Origin of the sequence: Prevotella heparinolytica (assembly GCF_002998535.1) — a bacterium.
GTDB lineage: Bacteria > Bacteroidota > Bacteroidia > Bacteroidales > Bacteroidaceae > Bacteroides > Bacteroides heparinolyticus.
Genome location: NZ_CP027234.1, coordinates 1204010 through 1223906, shown reverse-complemented (window position 1 = coordinate 1223906; position 19897 = coordinate 1204010). Strand labels below are relative to the sequence as shown.

General features: G+C 45.7%; 14 protein-coding genes. 4 read left to right on the top strand and 10 right to left on the bottom strand.

Annotation, left to right across the window (positions count from 1 at the left end; all coding sequences use genetic code 11):
* Positions 1–163: 163 nt before the first annotated feature.
* The 5 genes from pbpC to C3V43_RS05025 are packed head-to-tail and all read right to left on the bottom strand — an operon-like array spanning position 164 to position 9791.
* A complete protein-coding gene (gene pbpC, locus C3V43_RS05045) occupies positions 164–2515 on the bottom strand; it encodes a penicillin-binding protein 1C (protein WP_106068863.1) in 2352 nt (783 codons plus the stop codon).
* 9 nt (positions 2516–2524) lie between these two features.
* Positions 2525–8146, bottom strand: coding sequence for an alpha-2-macroglobulin family protein (locus C3V43_RS05040; protein WP_106068862.1), 5622 nt, complete (start codon positions 8144–8146; stop codon positions 2525–2527).
* Between the two features lie 12 nt (positions 8147–8158).
* Entirely contained in the window at positions 8159–8947 is a 789-nt protein-coding gene (locus tag C3V43_RS05035) for an amidohydrolase (RefSeq protein WP_106068861.1), read from the bottom strand.
* An 18-nt stretch (positions 8948–8965) separates the two neighbouring features.
* Positions 8966–9520 (bottom strand): 1-acyl-sn-glycerol-3-phosphate acyltransferase, encoded by a 555-nt coding sequence (locus tag C3V43_RS05030; protein ID WP_106068860.1) that lies wholly within the window; start codon positions 9518–9520, stop codon positions 8966–8968.
* A gap of 1 nt (position 9521) precedes the next feature.
* On the bottom strand, positions 9522–9791 hold the full coding sequence (locus C3V43_RS05025) for a hypothetical protein (protein ID WP_106068859.1): 270 nt from the start codon (positions 9789–9791) through the stop codon (positions 9522–9524).
* A gap of 503 nt (positions 9792–10294) precedes the next feature.
* On the opposite strand from C3V43_RS05025, the gene C3V43_RS05020 reads away from it, so the two are divergent.
* Both C3V43_RS05020 and C3V43_RS05015 read left to right on the top strand, forming a co-directional pair.
* Positions 10295–11941, top strand: coding sequence for a diphosphate--fructose-6-phosphate 1-phosphotransferase (locus C3V43_RS05020; protein WP_106068858.1), 1647 nt, complete (start codon positions 10295–10297; stop codon positions 11939–11941).
* Between the two features lie 192 nt (positions 11942–12133).
* Positions 12134–12994: a glycoside hydrolase family 25 protein gene (locus C3V43_RS05015; protein ID WP_106068857.1), complete on the top strand. Its 861-nt coding sequence runs from the start codon at positions 12134–12136 to the stop codon at positions 12992–12994.
* Positions 12995–13148: 154 nt separating this feature from the next.
* On the opposite strand, the gene prmA is transcribed toward C3V43_RS05015, so the two are convergent.
* Complete coding sequence (gene prmA, locus C3V43_RS05010; protein ID WP_106068856.1) at positions 13149–13994, bottom strand: 50S ribosomal protein L11 methyltransferase; 846 nt, start codon at positions 13992–13994, stop codon at positions 13149–13151.
* 280 nt (positions 13995–14274) lie between these two features.
* Here prmA and C3V43_RS05000 point away from each other — a divergent pair, with 280 nt between their 5' ends.
* Both C3V43_RS05000 and C3V43_RS04995 read left to right on the top strand, forming a co-directional pair.
* Positions 14275–15612, top strand: a complete 1338-nt coding sequence (locus C3V43_RS05000; RefSeq protein ID WP_106070471.1) for a hypothetical protein — start codon at positions 14275–14277, stop codon at positions 15610–15612.
* A 33-nt stretch (positions 15613–15645) separates the two neighbouring features.
* A complete protein-coding gene (locus C3V43_RS04995; RefSeq protein WP_106068855.1) occupies positions 15646–17301 on the top strand; it encodes an OmpP1/FadL family transporter in 1656 nt (551 codons plus the stop codon).
* Between the two features lie 127 nt (positions 17302–17428).
* Here the strand turns inward: C3V43_RS04995 and C3V43_RS04990 are convergent, their stop codons facing one another.
* Genes C3V43_RS04990 through C3V43_RS04975 form a run of 4 tightly spaced genes read right to left on the bottom strand, consistent with a single transcriptional unit; the run spans position 17429 to position 19797 of the window.
* Positions 17429–18334 (bottom strand): outer membrane beta-barrel protein, encoded by a 906-nt coding sequence (locus tag C3V43_RS04990; protein WP_106068854.1) that lies wholly within the window; start codon positions 18332–18334, stop codon positions 17429–17431.
* Between the two features lie 21 nt (positions 18335–18355).
* On the bottom strand, positions 18356–18826 hold the full coding sequence (locus C3V43_RS04985; protein ID WP_106068853.1) for a DUF6108 family protein: 471 nt from the start codon (positions 18824–18826) through the stop codon (positions 18356–18358).
* Positions 18827–18841: 15 nt separating this feature from the next.
* Positions 18842–19279 carry a PG0215 family putative anti-sigma factor gene (locus C3V43_RS04980; protein WP_106068852.1) on the bottom strand — a complete coding sequence of 146 codons (438 nt, stop codon included), beginning with the start codon at positions 19277–19279 and terminating at the stop codon, positions 18842–18844.
* Entirely contained in the window at positions 19276–19797 is a 522-nt protein-coding gene (locus tag C3V43_RS04975) for a GFO_1088 family ECF-type sigma factor (protein ID WP_106068851.1), read from the bottom strand. Before C3V43_RS04975 ends, C3V43_RS04980 begins: the two co-directional genes overlap by 4 nt.
* Between the last annotated feature and the right edge of the window lie 100 nt (positions 19798–19897).

The window sequence follows — 19897 nt, the reverse complement described above, 5'->3', positions numbered from 1 at the left end:
AGTCATATACTTAAGGGGGCTAAGTCGTATACTTAGGGTACCTCAGTCGTATACTTAGATACCCCCTTGTCAGAAGATGTTCTGGCGAGGGATGCCGGTTTTTGCTCGTTGTAATAAAAGCGCGTATAATTTTATTTACATATCCGGTGCGTTGTCCGTCGGTTTAAGGGGTTGCTATGAAGAATGTGGTAGATATAGTATTACCTTCACTATCCACCGCTGTGAGAGAGTGTTTACCGGGTGTGGGTTGCAGGGATATTTTATGAAAATCCTGTGTCTGCGTCAGGTAGTTTTCGTCAAGATGCCAGAAAATGGTTGTATTGGGGTTGTTGTGAGCCAGTTCAACGGTTACGAATCCTTTGCTTCCATCCAATTGTTTGGGTAAGATGATACGGGCATTCATGGGAGGATAAATAAACTGCATGGATTGCAATGCGTCTTCTCCGGAGCCGGGTTCGAAAGGCGGAAGGGGAGTGTACTCCGGGTGATGCTGTTTATAATACCATTCCCATACGGGCGGAAGGGTGAACCACGATTGATGCCGGATGGCTCCCGTGTGAATGCTATTCTCGTATACGCGGTGTGTGCCGTATGCCGATAAGGCTACGAGATGGTGATAGGGGCAAGCTTCGGTTCTCAGTCCGGCAGGAAGGATGAGCATGGTGTCCGTCTCTTCGCAGAATCTGCTTTTCAGGTGTCCGGACCGGCGACATATCTCTGCTTCCGTGAACACGCCGACAGGTTGTTCGAACCATTGGGGGGAAGAGGGAAGCAGGTTGAACAAGTCGAATAAAACCGGCCCTGCCGTTCGTGCGCCTACAAGACCGGGTTTTCCTTCGCCGCTTGCATTTCCCACCCATACTCCTACGGCATAGCGTGGAGTGACTCCTACGGCCCAAGCATCACGAAAGCCATAGCTTGTACCTGTTTTCCAGGCAACGGGATGCATGGAAGGAATGGACTTCCAGTCTATTTCTTCCGGACGGTTGACTTCAATCAAGGCATCGAACGTCTGCCATACCGCACCTGCCTGAAATTGATCCGCTCTTTGTATATCATTGCCCGTTGAAGCATGGATAGACGCCGTATCCGCCAACAACGTGACACATGGGGCTTGAGGGAGTTTCAGCAGGCTGCGTCCCATATTGGCATACGCACTTGTCACATCCCATAGGGTTGCTTCTGCACCGCCTAAGATGAGGGATAAACCGTAATGAGATGCCGGACGGTTTATGGTCCGTAAACCTATTTGTCGCAGGAAATGGTGGAATTTGGCTACTCCATGCCGTTGCAACATTGTCACCGCAGGTATATTGAGCGAGCGTGCCAGGGCTTCGGACGCAGGCACACCTCCCTCAAACTGCATATTGAAATTTTGAGGGGTAAATCCGTTGATGTTGATAGGGATGTCCGGCAGCAGCATGTGTGGCAGTAGGCTGCCTTCCTGAAGCATGGCATAATAAAGAAAAGGCTTCAGAATACTGCCGGTGCTTCTTGGAGCTTGTATCACATCCACCTGATTGCCCGCCTGTTTCCGTCCGAAATGCACATTGCCGCAGTAGGCCGCCACTTGGTTGGTCCGTATGTCAATCACTAAGATGGCAAGATTGCGTATGTCACTTCGTCCGAATTCATTGCTCCAGCGTTCAGCCAGCTCTTCTATTTGGATTTGCAGGTCTTTGTCGAGCGTAGAAACGGAGTACTCACCATTCTTTTCCTGATAAAGCTTACTCACCAGATGTGGAGCAATCTGCGGGAGAGGATGGGGCTTGTCGGGTAGAGGTTCGCTGATGGCCAATTCATAGGTGGACTCGTCGATAATTTCCTTTTCGCGAAGCTGTTTCAGAAGTCTGTTACGCTTGTTGAGCAAAGCATCACGTCCTTTGGACAAGTGAATCATAGAGGGTGTATTGGGAAGTACTGCCAGCATGGCAGCTTCGGCCCATGAAAGTTCTTCTGCCGGATGTCCGAAGTAGCGCCAAGTAGCAGCATCCAGCCCTACTACATTTCCACCGAAAGGGGCATGGGAAATATACATGGATAGTATTTCCTCTTTCGAAGCGCGAAATTCAAGCCGTGTGGCTAAAATCATTTCGATGAACTTTTCTTTGAAAGTTCGGGGCTTGTTTCTTGCCAACCTGATGGTTTGCATGGTCAGTGTGCTGCCTCCGCTCACGATGTGCTTGTTTTTCAAGTTCTGCCGGATGGCTCTGCCGATGGATAACGGGTTGACACCCCAGTGGTGATAGAAATGCTTATCCTCGAACATAATGAGGCATTGCTTCATTTTGTCCGGAATTGTGGTGCGAGGAGGGAAGCGCCACTGTCCGTCGGAAGCGATGCGTGCTCCCAGCAATGCTCCGTGACGATCGGCAACGACGGTGGAATAAGGCACTTGAAACAGTTGTCCCGGTAAGCAGAATATATATCCTGTCACCAGAAAGACAATAACAATAAGCATTGCCTTTCGGGTGACGGATAACTGTTTAAGATGTCCTATGATTTTAGGCCTCATGAACGCTGCTTATCGGCTGACTGTGGTTCTGCCCGCCTTTGTTCGTGCTTGCGCTGAAACATCGTACATCGCTTCGCATTGGATAGCCGGCAGAATGAAATCACCTGCATACGTGGCCTGCAATCTTACAGTGAAGGTTTTCTGTTCGCCGCGTGCCAGGTCGAAGTATGTCAATACACGGTCGTCCCGAATATCTTGATAGCTATAGCTGTGGGTCGAATTCATTTCAGGAGATGAATTCATCCGGTTGTTGTAGATTTCCCAACCCGACGGCAATATGTGTGTCAATGCCAAATTGCTGTAATCGGATGCGACCCCGATATTGCTTATTGTAATGACAGCCATGAAGTCCGTGCCCTGCCTGATGTTCTCGATGGAGATGGGAGAACCGCCCATATCAGTGTATTTCACCTCAAGGTGAAGATTGTTGCTCATTGCAGGCAGGGTATCATTCTGCAATCGTATGCGTGTGATGAGATCTGCATTTATACTGCCTTTTCCTTGATTCTTCAGCGTGACACTGCCTGTACGGGGAGTAATAGACAACTCTTTTCCGAATACGGCTTTGGCTGATTTTACTTCCGGTTGTTGACGGCCATTCCAACTCCAATTGAAATCCAGCGTACCGGACAGCTGTTCGGCCAAACGTCCCATGGCCATTAAGGCAAAAGCGGTGGATTGGGTGTTGAACCGATTCTCTTGTGCCAGGTTCTGTGAAACGACTTTGGCTTGTTGCAGAGCGGCTTGCTCACGATTCATCAAGAGCAAGGTTTCCAGAATCATCGCCTCATCCCGGTCTGAAGAACCATAGACGAAGTTTTGTGAAGAGTAGGGAGAGACCGTTGTATTTATATTGAATACCAACTCTCCGGCAGGCTTTGGTTTTCCGGTCAGCGCATAAGCTGCCGCCAACCTCCATTTGGCTTGCATGGATAATCCCGGTTGCTCCTTCATCCGGTTCATGGCACCATATTCCGGCGCACCGGCCAGAGCCAGCGTATAAAGCCTGAATGCTTGTTGCAATCCGCTTTGCCATTGCCGCCAATCATTGTCTTGCTGCGGCATTCGCCAATTCTGGGCAGCCGAACGCTGGAAACGCTTCCATTTGTTCAACACGTTTTTGTTGACGGCATATCCTTTTTCCTGAGCCAGAACAAGGAACATACCGGCATAGGAGGTAACCCACTCATCGGCAACGGCATTCCCCGGCCAATAAACCAGACCTCCGTTGAGCAGCTGGCGTGCATAAAGTTGCTTGATAGCTTCTTGAACGTTCGTCTTTATTTTCTCGTTTTCTTTTTCGTCTATGGCCTTGAACTGACCGATAAATAACAACGGCAGTGCTTTGGATGCCAACTGTTCCGTGCAGTTGTGCTGATAGTTATAAAGGAAATCGAAGCGCCGGCTTATGTCTACTGAAGGAATGCGCGACACTTCCAGTTGCAGATGGCCGTCTGCGGGTGTTGCTCCTTGTAGCGTATAGGGGAGGGTTGCGCTTTGGCCTGCTTCTATCCATTGGCTGTTGCGAAGCGTTACGGTCGGATTGGGGTTGCGCACTTCTATTTCTATGGTTTCTTTTGTTTGTTGCCCTCCTCCACGGGCAGTCAGGTCGATGGTCGTTTTTCCTGTTTGGTCACCGGTTTTCACTTTGAAGAACACAAGTTGGTCGCCCGGCTGATGGAAAGTGGCGGATTGTTGCGGACTGCCTGTTACTTGCACTCCTCCGCCGGAAGCCTGAATGGATACCGTTACATCCTTTATCCCTTTTTCCATGGCAAAGACATTGACCGGAACGTATATTTCCTCTTGTGTGCTCAACACACGAGGAAGTGTGGAGAGTAACATCAACGGTGTGCGTACAAAAGAGGTTTTTTCAGCTTTACCATAAGCTCCGTCTTGCCCTGCTATTACCATAGTACGTACAGAACCTACATACATGGGCAGTTTCAACGTGTGCGTCTGTTGCTTGCCTTTACCTATATGGAACGGCCCGATAAACTTCACTACCGGTTTGAACCGGTTGGCTTTGGCTTCTGCAGGCTTAAGCATTTCATCGCCTCCGGTACTGAATAAAGAGGGGTATCGTCCGGCAGAAGCTCCCAATACATCATCATACATATCCCACGTACGAATTCCTAAAGCTTCACGGGCATAAAATTCATTCCACGGATCGGGAGTCTTGAAATTAGTGAGGTCGAGCAAGCCATCGTCTACAATGGCTAATGTATAGGTCATGGGCTTGCCGTTCTTTTCCTTGACGGTGATTTGGAAATCCGTTTCGGGGCGCAATACTTCAGGCATGTTGATTTGAGGCTGTAAAATGGTTTCCTTGTTCGTCACCGATACCGGAGCGATGCCATACATACGTATCGGCAAATCATTTACAGTCTGTGCATGAGGTTGTAGCAAACTGATATGCAGATAAACATTCGGAGCCATTTCAGGCGTTATTTTGAATGAATATTTGGCGTCTTTCCGGCTGTCTATCTCAATCCATTCACGTTTTAGCAGCGTGCTTCCGTTTTCTAATGACACCAATGCCCGTCCTCCCGCCGCAGCAGGGATCACTGCTGTTGCTGTTTCTCCTATCTCGTAAGCATCCTTGTCTAATGAGAAGGTCAGCATTTTGATGCCGCTCGGATCGGTTTTGCCGGAACGCCCGCGCCATTCCGGCCAGTCGATATAGACGGTACCTCCGGTAGCATGACCGCTCTCTTTGTCCTTTACATATACCAGATATCGTCCCCAGTCGGGATAATCGATCCGGAATTTGAAATTCGTTTTTCCACCGTAGGTTTGCAGAGTTCCGCCGGCTACCGGCTTGATGGAGCTGCTATTAATATAAGTGCCGAAAGATTCTTCTTGGTTTTCCCACCACCAGCTCCAGTCTACCTTATATATTTTATACTCCAGGTTGGAACGGCTTATCGGTTGCCCTTTGGAGTCTACAGTCACAATGTCGAAGGTATGTTCCTTGTCTGTCTCAATATGCTTCCCTTTGGGTTGATTCAGGTTGATGCCGACATAGGAAGTGAATGGAGAGAATGGTACGTTTTGAGTGAAAATGCTGGCATCTCCTCCCGGCTCGAATACACGGGTGGTCAGTGTAGCGTTCAGCATGCCCGGTGCATTGGCGGCATTCGGGAGTTTCAGCATGAACGAAGTTCTTCCTTCATTGTTCAGCGTCCCATTGAGCGTCTCGGTCTTGATGGTCGTAAATTCCGTTGCGGGGTTATTGAAAATGTATTGTCCGTAGTTCTTGAATTGAGTGTTTACTTTCGATAAAGACATTTCTACTGTGGTTTTCAATTGTGAGGCAGTGGCTCCGGTCAGCCATGTGGAAGACAGTGTGACCGGTATTTCTTTGGCCGATGCTTGCAAAACCTGTGGTAGTCTCATATTAATTTTCAGACGGTTTGGTTTTACGGTTTCTATTCGGATACTTTTATGAAATGCTGTGCCACCTACTTTGACATATGCATTCCAAAGACCGGTCGGGTCTGCCATTTGTGTAGGTATATGGAAGGTATAGAACCCGTTTGTGCCTTCTGTAGAGATGGGCTTTGTATAGAATTGTCCTCTTGGATTGTATAATTCAAGTGACACCGGGTGTTTGTCGGGAATTCTTTTTTCCCGGTCTTCCAGGATGAAAGCGATGTGCAGGGTATCTCCCGGTCTCCAGACACCTCTTTCACCATATACATATCCTTTCAATCCCTTTTGTATCTCTTTGCCGCCTACGTCGAACCGGCTGACCGACTGCTCTTCACCATCGGCTATGCGGACATATGCTTTTTGTTCTTCCGACTCGGCTACCACGATAAAGGGGGCACCTTTGGGAGTGATTTCAGCAAATCCTTCGCTGTTTGTCTCACCGGTTCCGATGAGTTGTAACTGGAAATTATAAACTGTTAGCTTGGCTTTGCTTACCGGATTGGTATCCAGAATGTTGTTTGTTGTAATCCATAGTTTGTTTAAAGAGTTCTTCTTCACAATCATTCCCAGATCGGAAGCCAATACGTTGCAGGATGCTGCTCTGTCAGAATCCATGTAATAAGATGGGTGGCATGGATTGTCACGCTCTTGCCAGTTATATTGTGCCCAATCTATTTCTATGCCTCCATTATAGTAGAAATAACTTTGCGGAACATCCCAATTTGCTTCTTCGGATTCTGAAATAGTATTATCACTGATTTTGGTCAGCTTTTCTGAAGTGGAGTTATCGGCAAACTGCATGTTTTTGTTTTCTGTTCCTCCGCAGGGGTATGCCGAATACTCCTGGCGGAATGAAAGAATGACACGGTAGATGGCTCCCGGCTCCTGCCTTATCAATCCCGCCAGATCTATGGAATAATCTCCCCAGCGATGTATGTCTTTTGTATTGTCTTTGCTCAGCCAAAGGGTTTTGCGGTATATCAATCTTCCGGAACGGCGTAGCTCATTGGCGGATGAGAGGGTGTTTGTTTGCATAAACATCAGTATGTTTTTCTCGAAAACGCGAACCACATTTAGATCTACCGCGTAGAGATTAACGGCTCTGAATGGAATGACTTGACTTTTGGAGTCCGGTAATATGGCGGCAGAAGTTGCCATTTCCACTTGCGGTTTCAAATTAAGTTCACTGAAAGAGATGGATTGGGGAGTGCCGAGCGGCTTCTCATTGTAGTCTTTTACTCCTTCGTGTATTTTTAAGGTTACTTTATCCAATTGGTTGGATTCAAAATAGAGGTATACCCTGTTGTCTTTTACTTGGAAAATAGAATTTGGAACTTCGGGTATTTCAATCAGTCCTTTTAAGTCTTGATTGGTAGAGATTGGTTCTGAGAATACGATTTCAATACCATTTTCAGGTTGTTCTATACGTTCGGCCGAAAGAAAACAGAAACTGTCTTTTGCCGGAATCAGAATCTTTTTTTCCGTATGTTGGTCTATACCGGCGGAACTCCCTTCAGCTTTCAGGCTTAATTGATAGTCTTCGGTTCCTCTCGGGATATTGTTAATCTCGAATAGGTATAGGGTGGGGTTGTCCGTTGCAGTAATGGTTACAGGAAAGCTTTGTCCTTTGTCTGCACTGATGGATAGAATCTTCTCTGCTTCTTCTTTCTTCATGATATCACTGAAGCGCAACTCCCCTTTTATTGTCACCAGGTCAGGTTGTGTGGCTGTAACGGTAATCGGATCCGTATGTATCGCGAAATTGCGTTCTTGCACCCGGAACGAGAAATTGAACTCTTTGAGATGACTATCTACATTCACGAACTCTCCTAATCGGAAAGTTCCTTCATAAAGTTTTCCCGGCTTTAGGCTTCGCTCTTCAGGGACAAACTCAATGGTATTGTTGTTTATCCAATATGCTTTGCCTTTTAAGGATGGAGAAAAACTAAAAGGATTTTTCTTCAACTCATTATTCAGATCTACCATTGGCTGATCTTGCGTAAGCTCAATGCGTATGCTGGAATTTTGTGAAATAACTCCTCCCGTGTACGCATTGATATAAGGAGCATACTCGGCAGAAGGAATAATGTCTTTCCTGTCTGTGCCACAAGAAGAGATGATACCGGCGATGAATAAGATAAACAAGAAGAGCAATGATTTGCCGGTTATGCAATGCTTGAATTTAGTTTTTTTCATAGTGATATGGTTTTATATGAATTGAAATGAATCTGCATCTTTCCATGCAGGAAATTTTGATCTGAATTCTCTTAGATCAGAAAGGTTGAGTGTTATGGTAGCAATCCTTTCCTCGTTGTCGGGAATGTTTGTCAGTAACTCTCCTTTGGGCGAGAAGACTGCACTGCCTCCATTATGCGGCAATCCATGATTGTCCGAGCCTATGCGGTTTACCCCACATGCGTAACTCATGTTTTCTATTGCACGGGCTTGCAACAGGGTATCCCAAGCTTTCCGGCGGGAAGCCGGCCAATTGGCAACGTATATCACCAAATCATATTCGTTTTTCACATTGCGGCTCCACACGGGGAATCGCAGGTCGTAACACACGAGCAACAGAATATTCCAGCCGCAATAAGAGATGATGAGACGCTTGTCTCCGGCACCAAAGTGCTTGGTTTCGCTCCCCATCCGGAAGAGGTGGCGTTTGTCGTAATAATAGTCGTTCCCCTCAGGAGTGAGGAAGAAAGAGCGGTTATGATAAGAGGTGGCTCTGCCGGATGAGGTTTCGCCGGTGGCAATGAAGCTACCTGTAATGGCAAACCGGAATTCTTTGGCCCATTGGCGTAGGGTCGTGATGGTTTCACCTGTTATCGGTTCGGCCAAACGGGCGGTATCCATGCTGAATCCTGTGGAGAACGTTTCCGGTAAAACAACAATCTCCGTCGCTCCGCGAAGAGTTTCCAGCTTTTCACGGATACGACAGAGATTTTCTTGTTTATTTTCCCAAACGATATCTGTTTGTATAATACTGACTCGCATGGTATTTACTTTGGTTATTTAAATTGCTCCTATATCAAAATTTTCGGGATGTTTGCCTCTGTAGGTTTTAAAATAAAGCTTTATTTCGCGCATGTCCTTCTCAATATCTCCGGTAGGCATGATTGCCTTGGTGCATGAAATGGTTTTTGAAGGATAGTCTATCCCGATTAGTAAAATAGGCACTTGTGCTTTAAGTGCTATATAATAGAAACCTTTTTTCCAATTAGAGTTGGCCTTACGTGTTCCTTCGGGAGTGATGGCCAAATGAAAGTGCGTGCTGGTGGCAAACTTCTCGGCCATTTGGTCTACCAAAGAAGACTTATGTCCACGGTTTACAGGGATACCTCCAACAGCTTTGAATATCAGTCCTAAAGGGAAAAAGAACCATTCTTTCTTCATCATGAAACTGGTCTTACGACCAATGGCTCCATAAAATAATTTACCGATAAATAAATCCCAATTGGATGTATGAGGTGCTGCACAGATTACGCACTTGTCATAGTTCGTCACCGTTACGTTGGTTTTCCAACCTAGAAGGCGGTAATAAATAAAACGATAGAAAGCTTTCTTCATCTTATTTAAGTTTGCCCATTGCATCAATAATTTCGCCGACTTTTGCGTTGAAGTCGGCATGCAGCTTTTTGTAGAAACCTTTAGTGTTTCCCGGTTCGGAGTGACTGATGCGGCTAATGAATTCGTCTTGCATTTTTAATATTTCAGCCATTAAATCATCCGTCTTCTTTTTATCAGTGCCGGGCACATACAATCCGTTTACTAAACATTCTGCAAAGAGTTCGCCAGCGATATAATTGATGTTTTTCTTTAAATTTCTTCTACTTGCCATAATCTTTAAGTTTTAAATGAATAATAATAGTTTTACAGATAACCATGCTTTACATTGGCTTCTGTTTTGCAAATATAGTATTTATAAATTAAAAAACATTGAATAATGCAGATAAAAAATAATTATTCCGGGAATCCATCTCTCGCTAGAGAACCTTATGGATGATACATGGAAGATGTTTGAATGGCTTATTGGTATTTATGATTGCAGCCTTAAGATTTTCCGGTTTTACACTTGTATAAGCATAAACTTACACATCTGGGGTATACATATTACAAGAAGAACCGTGCGATAATGACTCATTACTCAAACTTTGCGACAAAGGTATTACAATAAATCGACTAACAAACCTTTTTTGTCTTATTATTTTTGAATAAGAAGCTGTTAATGTCATTTTATGCATTAATTTTGGTTTCCTGTTTGCATATCTACTGAAAAAGAACGAAATTTGCAATGTTTTTTAAAACAGGACTTTATTTACACCTTTAAATACAATAAACAAAATGACTAAAAGTGCATTGCAAATTGCAAGGGCTGCTTACCAGCCTAAACTTCCGAAAGCGCTGAAAGGAACTGTTAAGGCTGCCGCTGGAGCAGCTACTCAGTCGGTAGCAGATCAGGAAGAAATCAAGAAACTGTTTCCTAATACGTATGGAATGCCTTTGATTAAGTTTGAGGCTACTGATGAAGCGACTGACTTTCCTGCCATGAATGTGGGTGTTATCCTTTCCGGAGGTCAGGCTCCCGGTGGTCACAATGTAATTTCCGGTATATTCGATGGCATCAAGAAGTTGAATAAAGACAGCAAATTGTACGGATTCATTCTTGGTCCCGGAGGTTTGGTAGACCACAACTACATGGAACTGACTGCTGATATTGTTGATGAATATCGTAATACAGGCGGTTTTGATATTATCGGTTCAGGCCGTACTAAACTGGAAAAAGAAGAGCAATTTGAAAAAGGCTATGAAATCCTGAAAAAGCTTGATATCAAAGCTCTGGTTATCATTGGTGGTGACGACTCCAATACGAACGCTTGTGTTTTGGCTGAATATTATGCAGCCAAGAAGTATGGAGTGCAGGTGATTGGTTGTCCGAAGACCATTGACGGCGACTTGAAAAATGACATGATTGAAACTTCTTTCGGTTTTGATACTGCCTGCAAAACTTATTCGGAAGTTATTGGTAATATTCAACGCGACTGTAACTCTGCTCGTAAGTACTGGCACTTCATTAAGTTGATGGGTCGTTCTGCTTCTCATATCGCTTTGGAATGTGCTTTGCAGGTACAGCCCAATGTCTGCATTATCTCTGAAGAGGTTGAGGCTAAGAATATGTCTTTGGATGACATCGTGACCGGCATTGCCCAAGTAGTTGCCAGCCGTGCCGCTCAAGGCAATAACTTCGGTACGGTTCTTATTCCCGAAGGTTTGGTTGAGTTTATCCCGGCCATGAAGAGCCTTATTGCAGAACTAAACGACTTCCTTGCTGCCAATGCTGAAGAGTTTGCTCAGATTAAAAAATCTCACCAACGCGATTATATAATCCGCAAACTGTCTTCGGAAAATGCTGCTATTTATGCAAGTCTTCCCGAAGGTGTGGCACGTCAGTTATCTTTAGACCGCGACCCGCACGGAAACGTACAGGTGTCTTTGATTGAAACGGAAAAACTGCTGTCAGAGATGGTGGGTACAAAGTTGGCCCAATGGAAAGAGGAAGGTAAGTTCGTAGGTAAGTTTGCTGCTCAACACCACTTCTTTGGCTATGAGGGACGTTGCGCTGCTCCGTCTAACTTTGACGCTGACTACTGTTACTCATTGGGTTATGCTGCTTCTGCACTGATTGCCAACGGAAAGACTGGCTACATGTCTTCAGTACGCAATACAACTGCTCCTGCCGACGGATGGATTGCAGGCGGTGTGCCCATTACAATGATGATGAATATGGAACGTCGTCACGGTGAAATGAAACCGGTTATCCAGAAAGCTTTGGTAAAGCTGGATGATGCTCCTTTCAAGACATTTGCTGCCAAACGTGATCGTTGGGCTACTGAAACAGACTATGTATATCCGGGTCCTATCCAGTATTTCGGACCGACAGAAGTTTGTGACCAACCGACCAAGACGTTGCAATTGGAGCAATCGAAATGATTTGTCGGTTCAATTAAGTTATAATAAAGCATAAGGTCGTGTCAAAAACGTCTTTCTGACTATATTTTAGGCGCGGATTACGTGGATTAGTTCATCAATAACGTGCTAATTTGTGGAATCCGTGCCTAATTTTATTATAACAAAAGCGATAACCTCTTTTTTGACATATCCATTCTTCTTACTTACTCACGCATGGCAACCAAGACTACATCTGCCAAATCCCGGCATAAGACTGCTGGCTCTCGTCGTCGCCTTTCTTCGAAGGGAAAAAAGAAAATGCAGTCTCATACCATGTCTGCATGGTTGCGCAATCTTTGGGCTGTCTGCATCATTTTTGTTTTTGCTTCCGGATTCTATTACTTTTTTATCCGTCCTTATGCCTATCGTTGGAAGCCATGCCATGGGCGGAAAGGATATGGCGTATGTATGCCTTGCGATTATGAGGTACATGGTCTGGATATCTCTCACTATCAAGGGAGGATAGACTGGGAAAAGTTATCGCGCAACAAGGAGGCCGAATATCCTATTCATTTTATTTTTTTTAAGGCTACCGAAGGTGGTGATCATGGTGACGATACTTTTACGCAAAACTTCGGGCAAGCACGTAAACACGGTTTTATCCGTGGCGCTTATCATTATTTTATTCCTAAGACAGACGCTCGCAAGCAGGCCGATTTTTTTATCCGTACCGTGCAATTGACAAAGGGTGATTTGCCTCCAGTGCTCGATGTGGAAACTATCGGTAAGAAATCTCCCCAGGAACTTAAAGGGGCTGTAAAAATCTGGCTGGACAGGGTCGAATCTCATTATGGTGTGAGGCCTATCCTTTACACTTCTTATAAATTCAAGGAGCGCTATCTCAGCGACTCCATCTTTAATACATATCCATATTGGATAGCCCATTATTATGTGGATTCCGTGCGCTATGAAGGCAAATGGCAGTTCTGGCAACACACAGACGTGGGCACCGTTCCCGGCATTGAGGAGGAAGTGGACTTAAATGTATTTAACGGAACATTAGGGCAGTTGCAGGCACTTACACTGCAGGAGTAGCCGGAGCATTGTGGCAACAGAACTCTCTTTCTATGATTTTATGCACAAAAAAGTTATGCTAATCTCTACAACTACTCCTTTCGACGAAAATATGTGAAACTCTTCCTGCAAGCTTGGTTCCGTGAAGATGTGCTTTGCGTATGTCATATTTCTTTTATTTTTTTCTGAACAGTACTACGGCCCATTGATTCTTCTCGCGATGGTGTATGAGGTGCAATCCGTTGTTTTCGGCTTCGGCTTGTATGACAGGAATATCATTCGCGTAGAAACCACTCATCAAGAGGCTTCCTCCTTGATTCATACGGCTGACATAATGTTTCATGTCATTCAACAAAATGTTACGATTGATATTGGCAATGATGATGTCGAACGGCCCTTTGTCTTTCAATGAAGATGCGTCTCCTTGAAATACGTCAATGTTGTCCACACGATTCAATTCTATATTCTCGAGGGAGTTGCGCACGCACCACTCATCTATGTCGATGGCAGTGCAAGGAGTTGCACCACGCATACGTGCCAGTATGGCAAGGATAGAAGTACCGCATCCCATGTCGAGCAACGACTTTTCTTGCAGGTCACTGTCCAATAACTCACCGATGATGAGACTGGTCGTTTCGTGATGTCCTGTACCGAAAGCCATCTGGGGATTAATGACAATGTCATATTCTGCTTGGGGCACATCTTTGTGAAAAGTACTGTGAATAACGCAGCGATTGTCAATAACAATAGGTTGGAAGAATTTCTTTTCCCACTCCTCATTCCAGTTTCGGTCTTCTGCTTCCGTATAGTTATATTCTATATTCACATCGGGTAGGGGAAACTCTGCGAGAGCTTCCTTCAGAGTCGATTCATTGTAAAGGGCTTTTTGAATATAGGCATTGATGCCATCGGTTTGTTCGACAAAACTTTCGAAACCTGCTTCGGCCAAGACTGCAGAAAGGACATCGTTTACGACTTCTGTACATGGGGTGGTTTGGAAAGTAAATTCTAAATATTTCATAGGAATATGGCTGTTTGTTAAATGTGGAATGTGATGTTAAGAAACAAACTTATTTCTGTGTATCTTTGTTTCTTGTATGCAAAGATAGGGCAAAAATCCGGTTCTGTAAGCGAATCGCATGTATGTTTATATAGATTATTTTCACATTCAGTGCGATGAACAAGTGTTTAGGGAATTCCCTATGTCTTTTTGGGGGAAATCTGCTGTATGGGAGAAATTCCGGTATTATCTTTGCAATGTGGAGAAATAGATAGACGTTAAATTAATAAACCAGATGAGTATGAAAAAGATTGTTTTTTTATCGCTTTTTGCCTTGTGCCTCCCTTGGACACTGGTGGCACAAAGTATAGATGACGACCTCTACTATGTTCCTTCTAAAAAAAAGAAGGAGGTGAAGCAAGAGAAGAAAGTGGCCGAACCGGTGGAAGAGATCGTAATAAAGTCGGATGCACCGACCACTGTATATTCATCACGGGGTAATACAACTGTTGTCGTAAAAGAACGCAAGGGTAATGTTCGTGATGTGGACGAATACAATCGTCGTTATGACTCTCGCAATAATAATTTTGTGATGGAGAATGACACGCTGTACATTGAAGAAAAAGAACACCCGGAACTGGATGGAGAGTGGGTCGGCAATCGTTTTGAAGGTTCGGAAGATGATTACGAATATGCCACCCGTATCATTCGCTTCCGCAATCCCCGTTATGCCATCAGTATCAGCAGCCCGCTGTATTGGGATGTGGTGTATGGACTGAATTCATGGGAGTGGAATGTATATACCGATGGCTTGTATGCCTATGCTTTCCCGACTTTTACTAATCGTTTATGGTGGGATTGGCGATATAATTCCCATGGTTGGTGGGGCGGTTATCCCTACTATGGTTGGGGATGGAACAGCTGGTACAGTCCGGGCTGGAGCTTCGGCTGGAGTGGCTGGTACGGTGGCGGTTGGTGGGGCTATCACTACCATCCCTATTATAACGGTTGGTATCATGGAGGCGGCTATTGGGGTGGCAGCTATGGCCGGGAAAGTGGAAGCGTTTATACCAATCGCCGTTATTCGGGCACGCGAAGCACCGGTGCGGTGCACAGAAGCTATGGCAGCCGGGGTACGAGAACCGATGGCTGGCAGAACAGGCGCAATGAGGAAAGTTCTTCACGTCGCGTGATAGGAACGCGTTCGTCCAATGACCGTTCGGGCATCTCGACGAATCGGATGGATGCCTCTTCTTCAAGACGTTCTACTTATACGCGTCCGAGCAGCACACGCACCACGGTGGGAACATCGAATGCCGAGAGCGTGCGTACAAGCACCAGCCGCGGATATTCCACGAGGTACTCAGGAACGGAGAGCGGTGTGCGTGGCACAGCCATACGCAGTTCCTCCACCCGTAGTGATAACTCGACTTATAGCCGCGGAAGCTCCACGGAAAGAACGCGCAGTTATTCCAACGGAGACAACAGTCGCTCATACAACAGTAATAACAGCAGTACTACCCGCTCTTCTTCTTCATACTCTTCGGGCAGCACACGTTCGGGTGGCGGAGGTTATTCCACGGGAGGCGGCTCTACACGTTCGGGCAGCGGAGGTGGAGGTTCCAGCCGGAGAAGATAAACGCGGATGTTTTATGTAATTTATTGATTGAACATGAAGAAAAGAATGATATTGGTTGCATTTGCCGCCGGTTTGTCGGCAGCGGCAATGGCACAAACGGTATATGATGGCGTGGATGTAGCTTCCAAAGACCTGAGCGGTACGGCTCGTTTTGTTGGTATGGGCGGTGCTTTGGGCGCTTTGGGCGGCGACATTTCTACCATAGGCATCAATCCCGCTGGTATAGGCATCTATCGGAGCAACGACTTGATGCTGTCTGTGGACTATTCGCTGTCGAGAACAGAGAGTGCTTTCAGAAATAATAAGTATAGCATGAGCAAAGCCCGGTGGAATTTCGATAATATGGGTTTTGTCTATTCTACTAAGGTGGGAGACCGCACCTCCTTGCGCTATGTGAACTTTGCTTTCAACTATCAGAAAGTGAAATCGTTTGTCCGCAGCATGAGTGCGGAGGCCGATCTGGGCAGAGATTCGCAAACGTTCCTGATGGCCGGCATGTCCGATGGAATAGGCCCTGACTTGTGGAAGAACAATCCGTTCGACCATAATGATATAGGCTGGCTGTCGGCGCTGGGCTATGAAGGAGGATTGATAGATCCCAGCATAACTACTAAGCGGACAGATTTTCCATATAAGGAGAATGGCGTACAGTTGACGAACGAGAAGGGTGAGCCGCTTTACTTGGACTATGGCAATTATGTCAGTGTGCTTGGTCATGACGATACGTCCTACATGCGCGAGTTCAAATCGAGAAAAACCGGGGGCGTCCATAACTATGACTTCAACGTGGCTTTCAACTTCAACGAACGTTTCTTCCTGGGATTTACGCTCGGCATCAGTGATGTGGATTATAACAAGTATACCTTGTATGACGAAGATTTCCGCACGGCGGCCGGCGCAAGCAATCATACCGGATATATCTTGGAAAGTTTCAACAAACTGACCGGAGTGGGGGTCGACTTCAAGGCCGGAGCCATTGTGCGCCCGTTCGAGGATTCTCCTTTCCGCATCGGGCTGGCTTTGCATACGCCCACGTTTTATCAGATGACATGGGCCACGTCCGCACGATTGGTTTCCGATTTGATAAGAGACAACAAACCCCACCAGACGGTGGTGGACAGCTATGACTACTTGAAGGATGCCGACTTGAAGTTCGAATATCAGATGCACACTCCATGGACATACAATGTCAGCATGGGCTATACGGTAGGCAACCGACTGGCTTTGGGTGCGGAATATGAATACAAAGACTACTCGACCATGAAGTTCAAGTATTCCGACGGTGTGAATATGAACTTCCAGACCAATGAAGCTAAAAACTTTTGTCTAAAAGGAGTACATGCCCTCCGCTTGGGAGCCGAATATAAGGTGATACCTCAGTTTGCCCTGCGCGCCGGATATAATTACATCTCCTCGGCTTTCAAGAACGGTGCCATCAAAGCCCTCCCGAATGAGTCTATCAACACCGATACGGATTTTACCAATCTGAAATCGATGAACAACTACACATTGGGCATCGGCTATAGAGGCAAGGCGTTCTATGCCGATTTGGCCTACAAATATTCGGTGCAGAAAGGAGAATTCTATCCCTTTGCCTATAAGGATGGAGATGCTTACTACACCCCCGAAGTGATCAAGGTGACGGATACACGCAGTAAGGTATTGGTTACGCTGGGCATGCGCTTCTGAAACGCTGTCCTCCCGGCGTGACATAATCGCTGCGGAAAACATAAAGGGTGAGGCTATAAGGTCATTGTAATCTATCTGATTTGCCGACTTTATAGCCTCGCTTCTATTTATGGGTTATAGTGAGAGGCTACCAATACCATGCTATGCCAAACGAGTAGGGAGACACTTCCGGTCCTTTGTCTTTCTGGAATAATCCTTGGGTGGAGTAGCGCAAATAGAAACCTATATTGCCATAACCGGCTTGTGCCAACAAGCCTATACCCACGGGGCGTACATACATACCTTTACCCATTGTCTGTTTCTTGCCTCCATTGATTCGTGAGAAAGATTTTACGCTATGGCGAATCTCTATTTCAGGTCCGGCATTGAAGAAGAGTTTGCTTCGGCCTATTCTTTGTTGCCATTCCAGCAATATGGGTATGCGGAAGAAGAAGTGGCGGAAACGGCTTTTACTGTAATCGGTAGTTTCGTCGCCCGTAGTGAGCATACTCTTTCCGTCTCCTTTCAACAGAGCACGATTTCCGTCGATGCCGAATGAACGATACCCCCAGTTTACACCTGCATTGATGCCCCAATGCGGGTTTTTCTTGAAATTGTGATAAGCGGACAATACATTGAAACCTAATTCCCATGACTTTGACAGGTCGAGTGTTATCTTATCGCTTGCTTCGAAAGAGAAAAAACTGTCGGACAACCAGCCGTAGCCTATAAACACGCCCGAACAATGCGGGTCGTACGAATTGTACCTCTTCTTTCGGGGAATGAAGGGCAGGGCATCCAGAAACGTGCGCTTGTCTGCATCTACTTTTTCAAGATACACTCCTTCAAAAATCTGTACTTCTTTCTTTTCGCCCTCCTCTAATTGTTCTTCATATACTTTGATGCGCATGTCTCCTTGCCCTTTCCGGATGATGATGGAGTCGCCTTTTGTTTCTACAACAGCTTTCTGTTCGAGGTTGTTGGGTTGTTGTGCTGCCATGCGGACTGTCGGTGCAGCAAGCAGGCAGGTCAGAATCATAATCTTGGTTTTCATTGTATATATGTTTTTTGATTGTTAGTGCGGTTTATAAAGCATATCCAGCATTTCTTTTTCGTCAAGCAAGCCCTCAATGTAGATAAGTGTTCCCATTGATTCTTTGCCTATTTTGAAGATGATATAGCGGTTCAGCATCTTTCCGTTTCGTTTCACCTCCTCCAACCGGTAATAGGCGCTGCGCAGAACTCCGTTTTCCATTACTTCCTGCGCTTTTTTTACATTGTTCTGCTTATCGCTGGCGATGGCTTGCTGTATTTCCTTGTGATAGGGGAGTACATTCTTGAATACGAGGCTTTTGTATGTTGTCATTCTGTATGATTTCAGGATGCTGCCATTCAGTTCTACTCTGGTGACGTCTTTCTGTTCGCCGTACTTATCGAATAGGCCGGCTATTTGAAGATCTTCTTGTGCCCGAACAATGACCGGCAGTATTATCAGCACTGAGAGAAGACATATACCTCGTAAATAAATCTGTATGGATGTTTTCATGACACGGTGTGTATATTAATGTTGAAACAAGAGGTAACTTAAATCGTCGTCGGTGAAGCCGGCATTTTGCAGAGCTTCCAATGCTTTGGATTCTACCAGTTTCTCGTCGGTATAGCATCGGCCGTCGATGATGACATAATTTTCGGGTGTCTGAGAGAGTGAGACTATTTGGGCTATTCCTACGAGTAGAAGCAATCCGGCAGCAATGCCGCTCAACATATAGAAGGTGCGATGCGGGCGAGTATATTGTCGGGCAGGCACTGTTTCGGAATCTCTTTCCGTTTTTGGGTTTGTCCGGTTTTCAACTTCTTCAGCCAGACAGGTAAATAGCGGACGATATATTTGCAGATGTTCCGGCACGTCATCCCCTTTGAAGAAACGGCGGAGTTCACGTTCTTCTTCACAGGAAGTTGCTCCTTCGAAGTATTTATCCAACAGTTCATTTATGTTCATGGTTCGTTTCTCCTTTTTCTTTCTTGTATGGTTTGCAGGTAGATGTCTCTCACTTTTTTTCTTGCCCTTGACAGGTTGCTGCGGATGGCTTCTGCTCCGCATCCCGTAATTGCGGCTATCTCGTCCGTTTCGTACTCCTCGATGTCTTTCATCCGCATGATGGTGCGTTGCAGGTTGGGAAGCGAATCGATGATTTCGCGCATCAGCCGGATTTCATCTTTGATTTCCAATAATCGTTCCGGTGTGCCTGTCAAGGCGGCTGCCTGCACGGTATCGAGCGGCAGATTGTCGTTGTGCCTGCTTCGCCACATATCTATGCAGATGTTGTGCGTCAACGTCATGGCAAATGCTTCGATGCTCCGGCATTGTTCCAGTTCAAGCCTTTTGTTCCATAGCTTGAGCATGGTTTCCTGAACAGCATCTTCTGCATCTTCCGGTTCGTTGGTCAGCTTCCTTGCATAGTTCAGCAGCTTGGCGCGGAGTGGAAGAACGGTTATTTGAAATTGTTTGAGTTCCATTTACACAGATATGACGGATGAGAAACGCGAACGTGACATCGAAGTATGAAAAAAAGGGACTGCTGTTTCCAGTCGGTCCCTTTTTATTGCATTGTTTTTA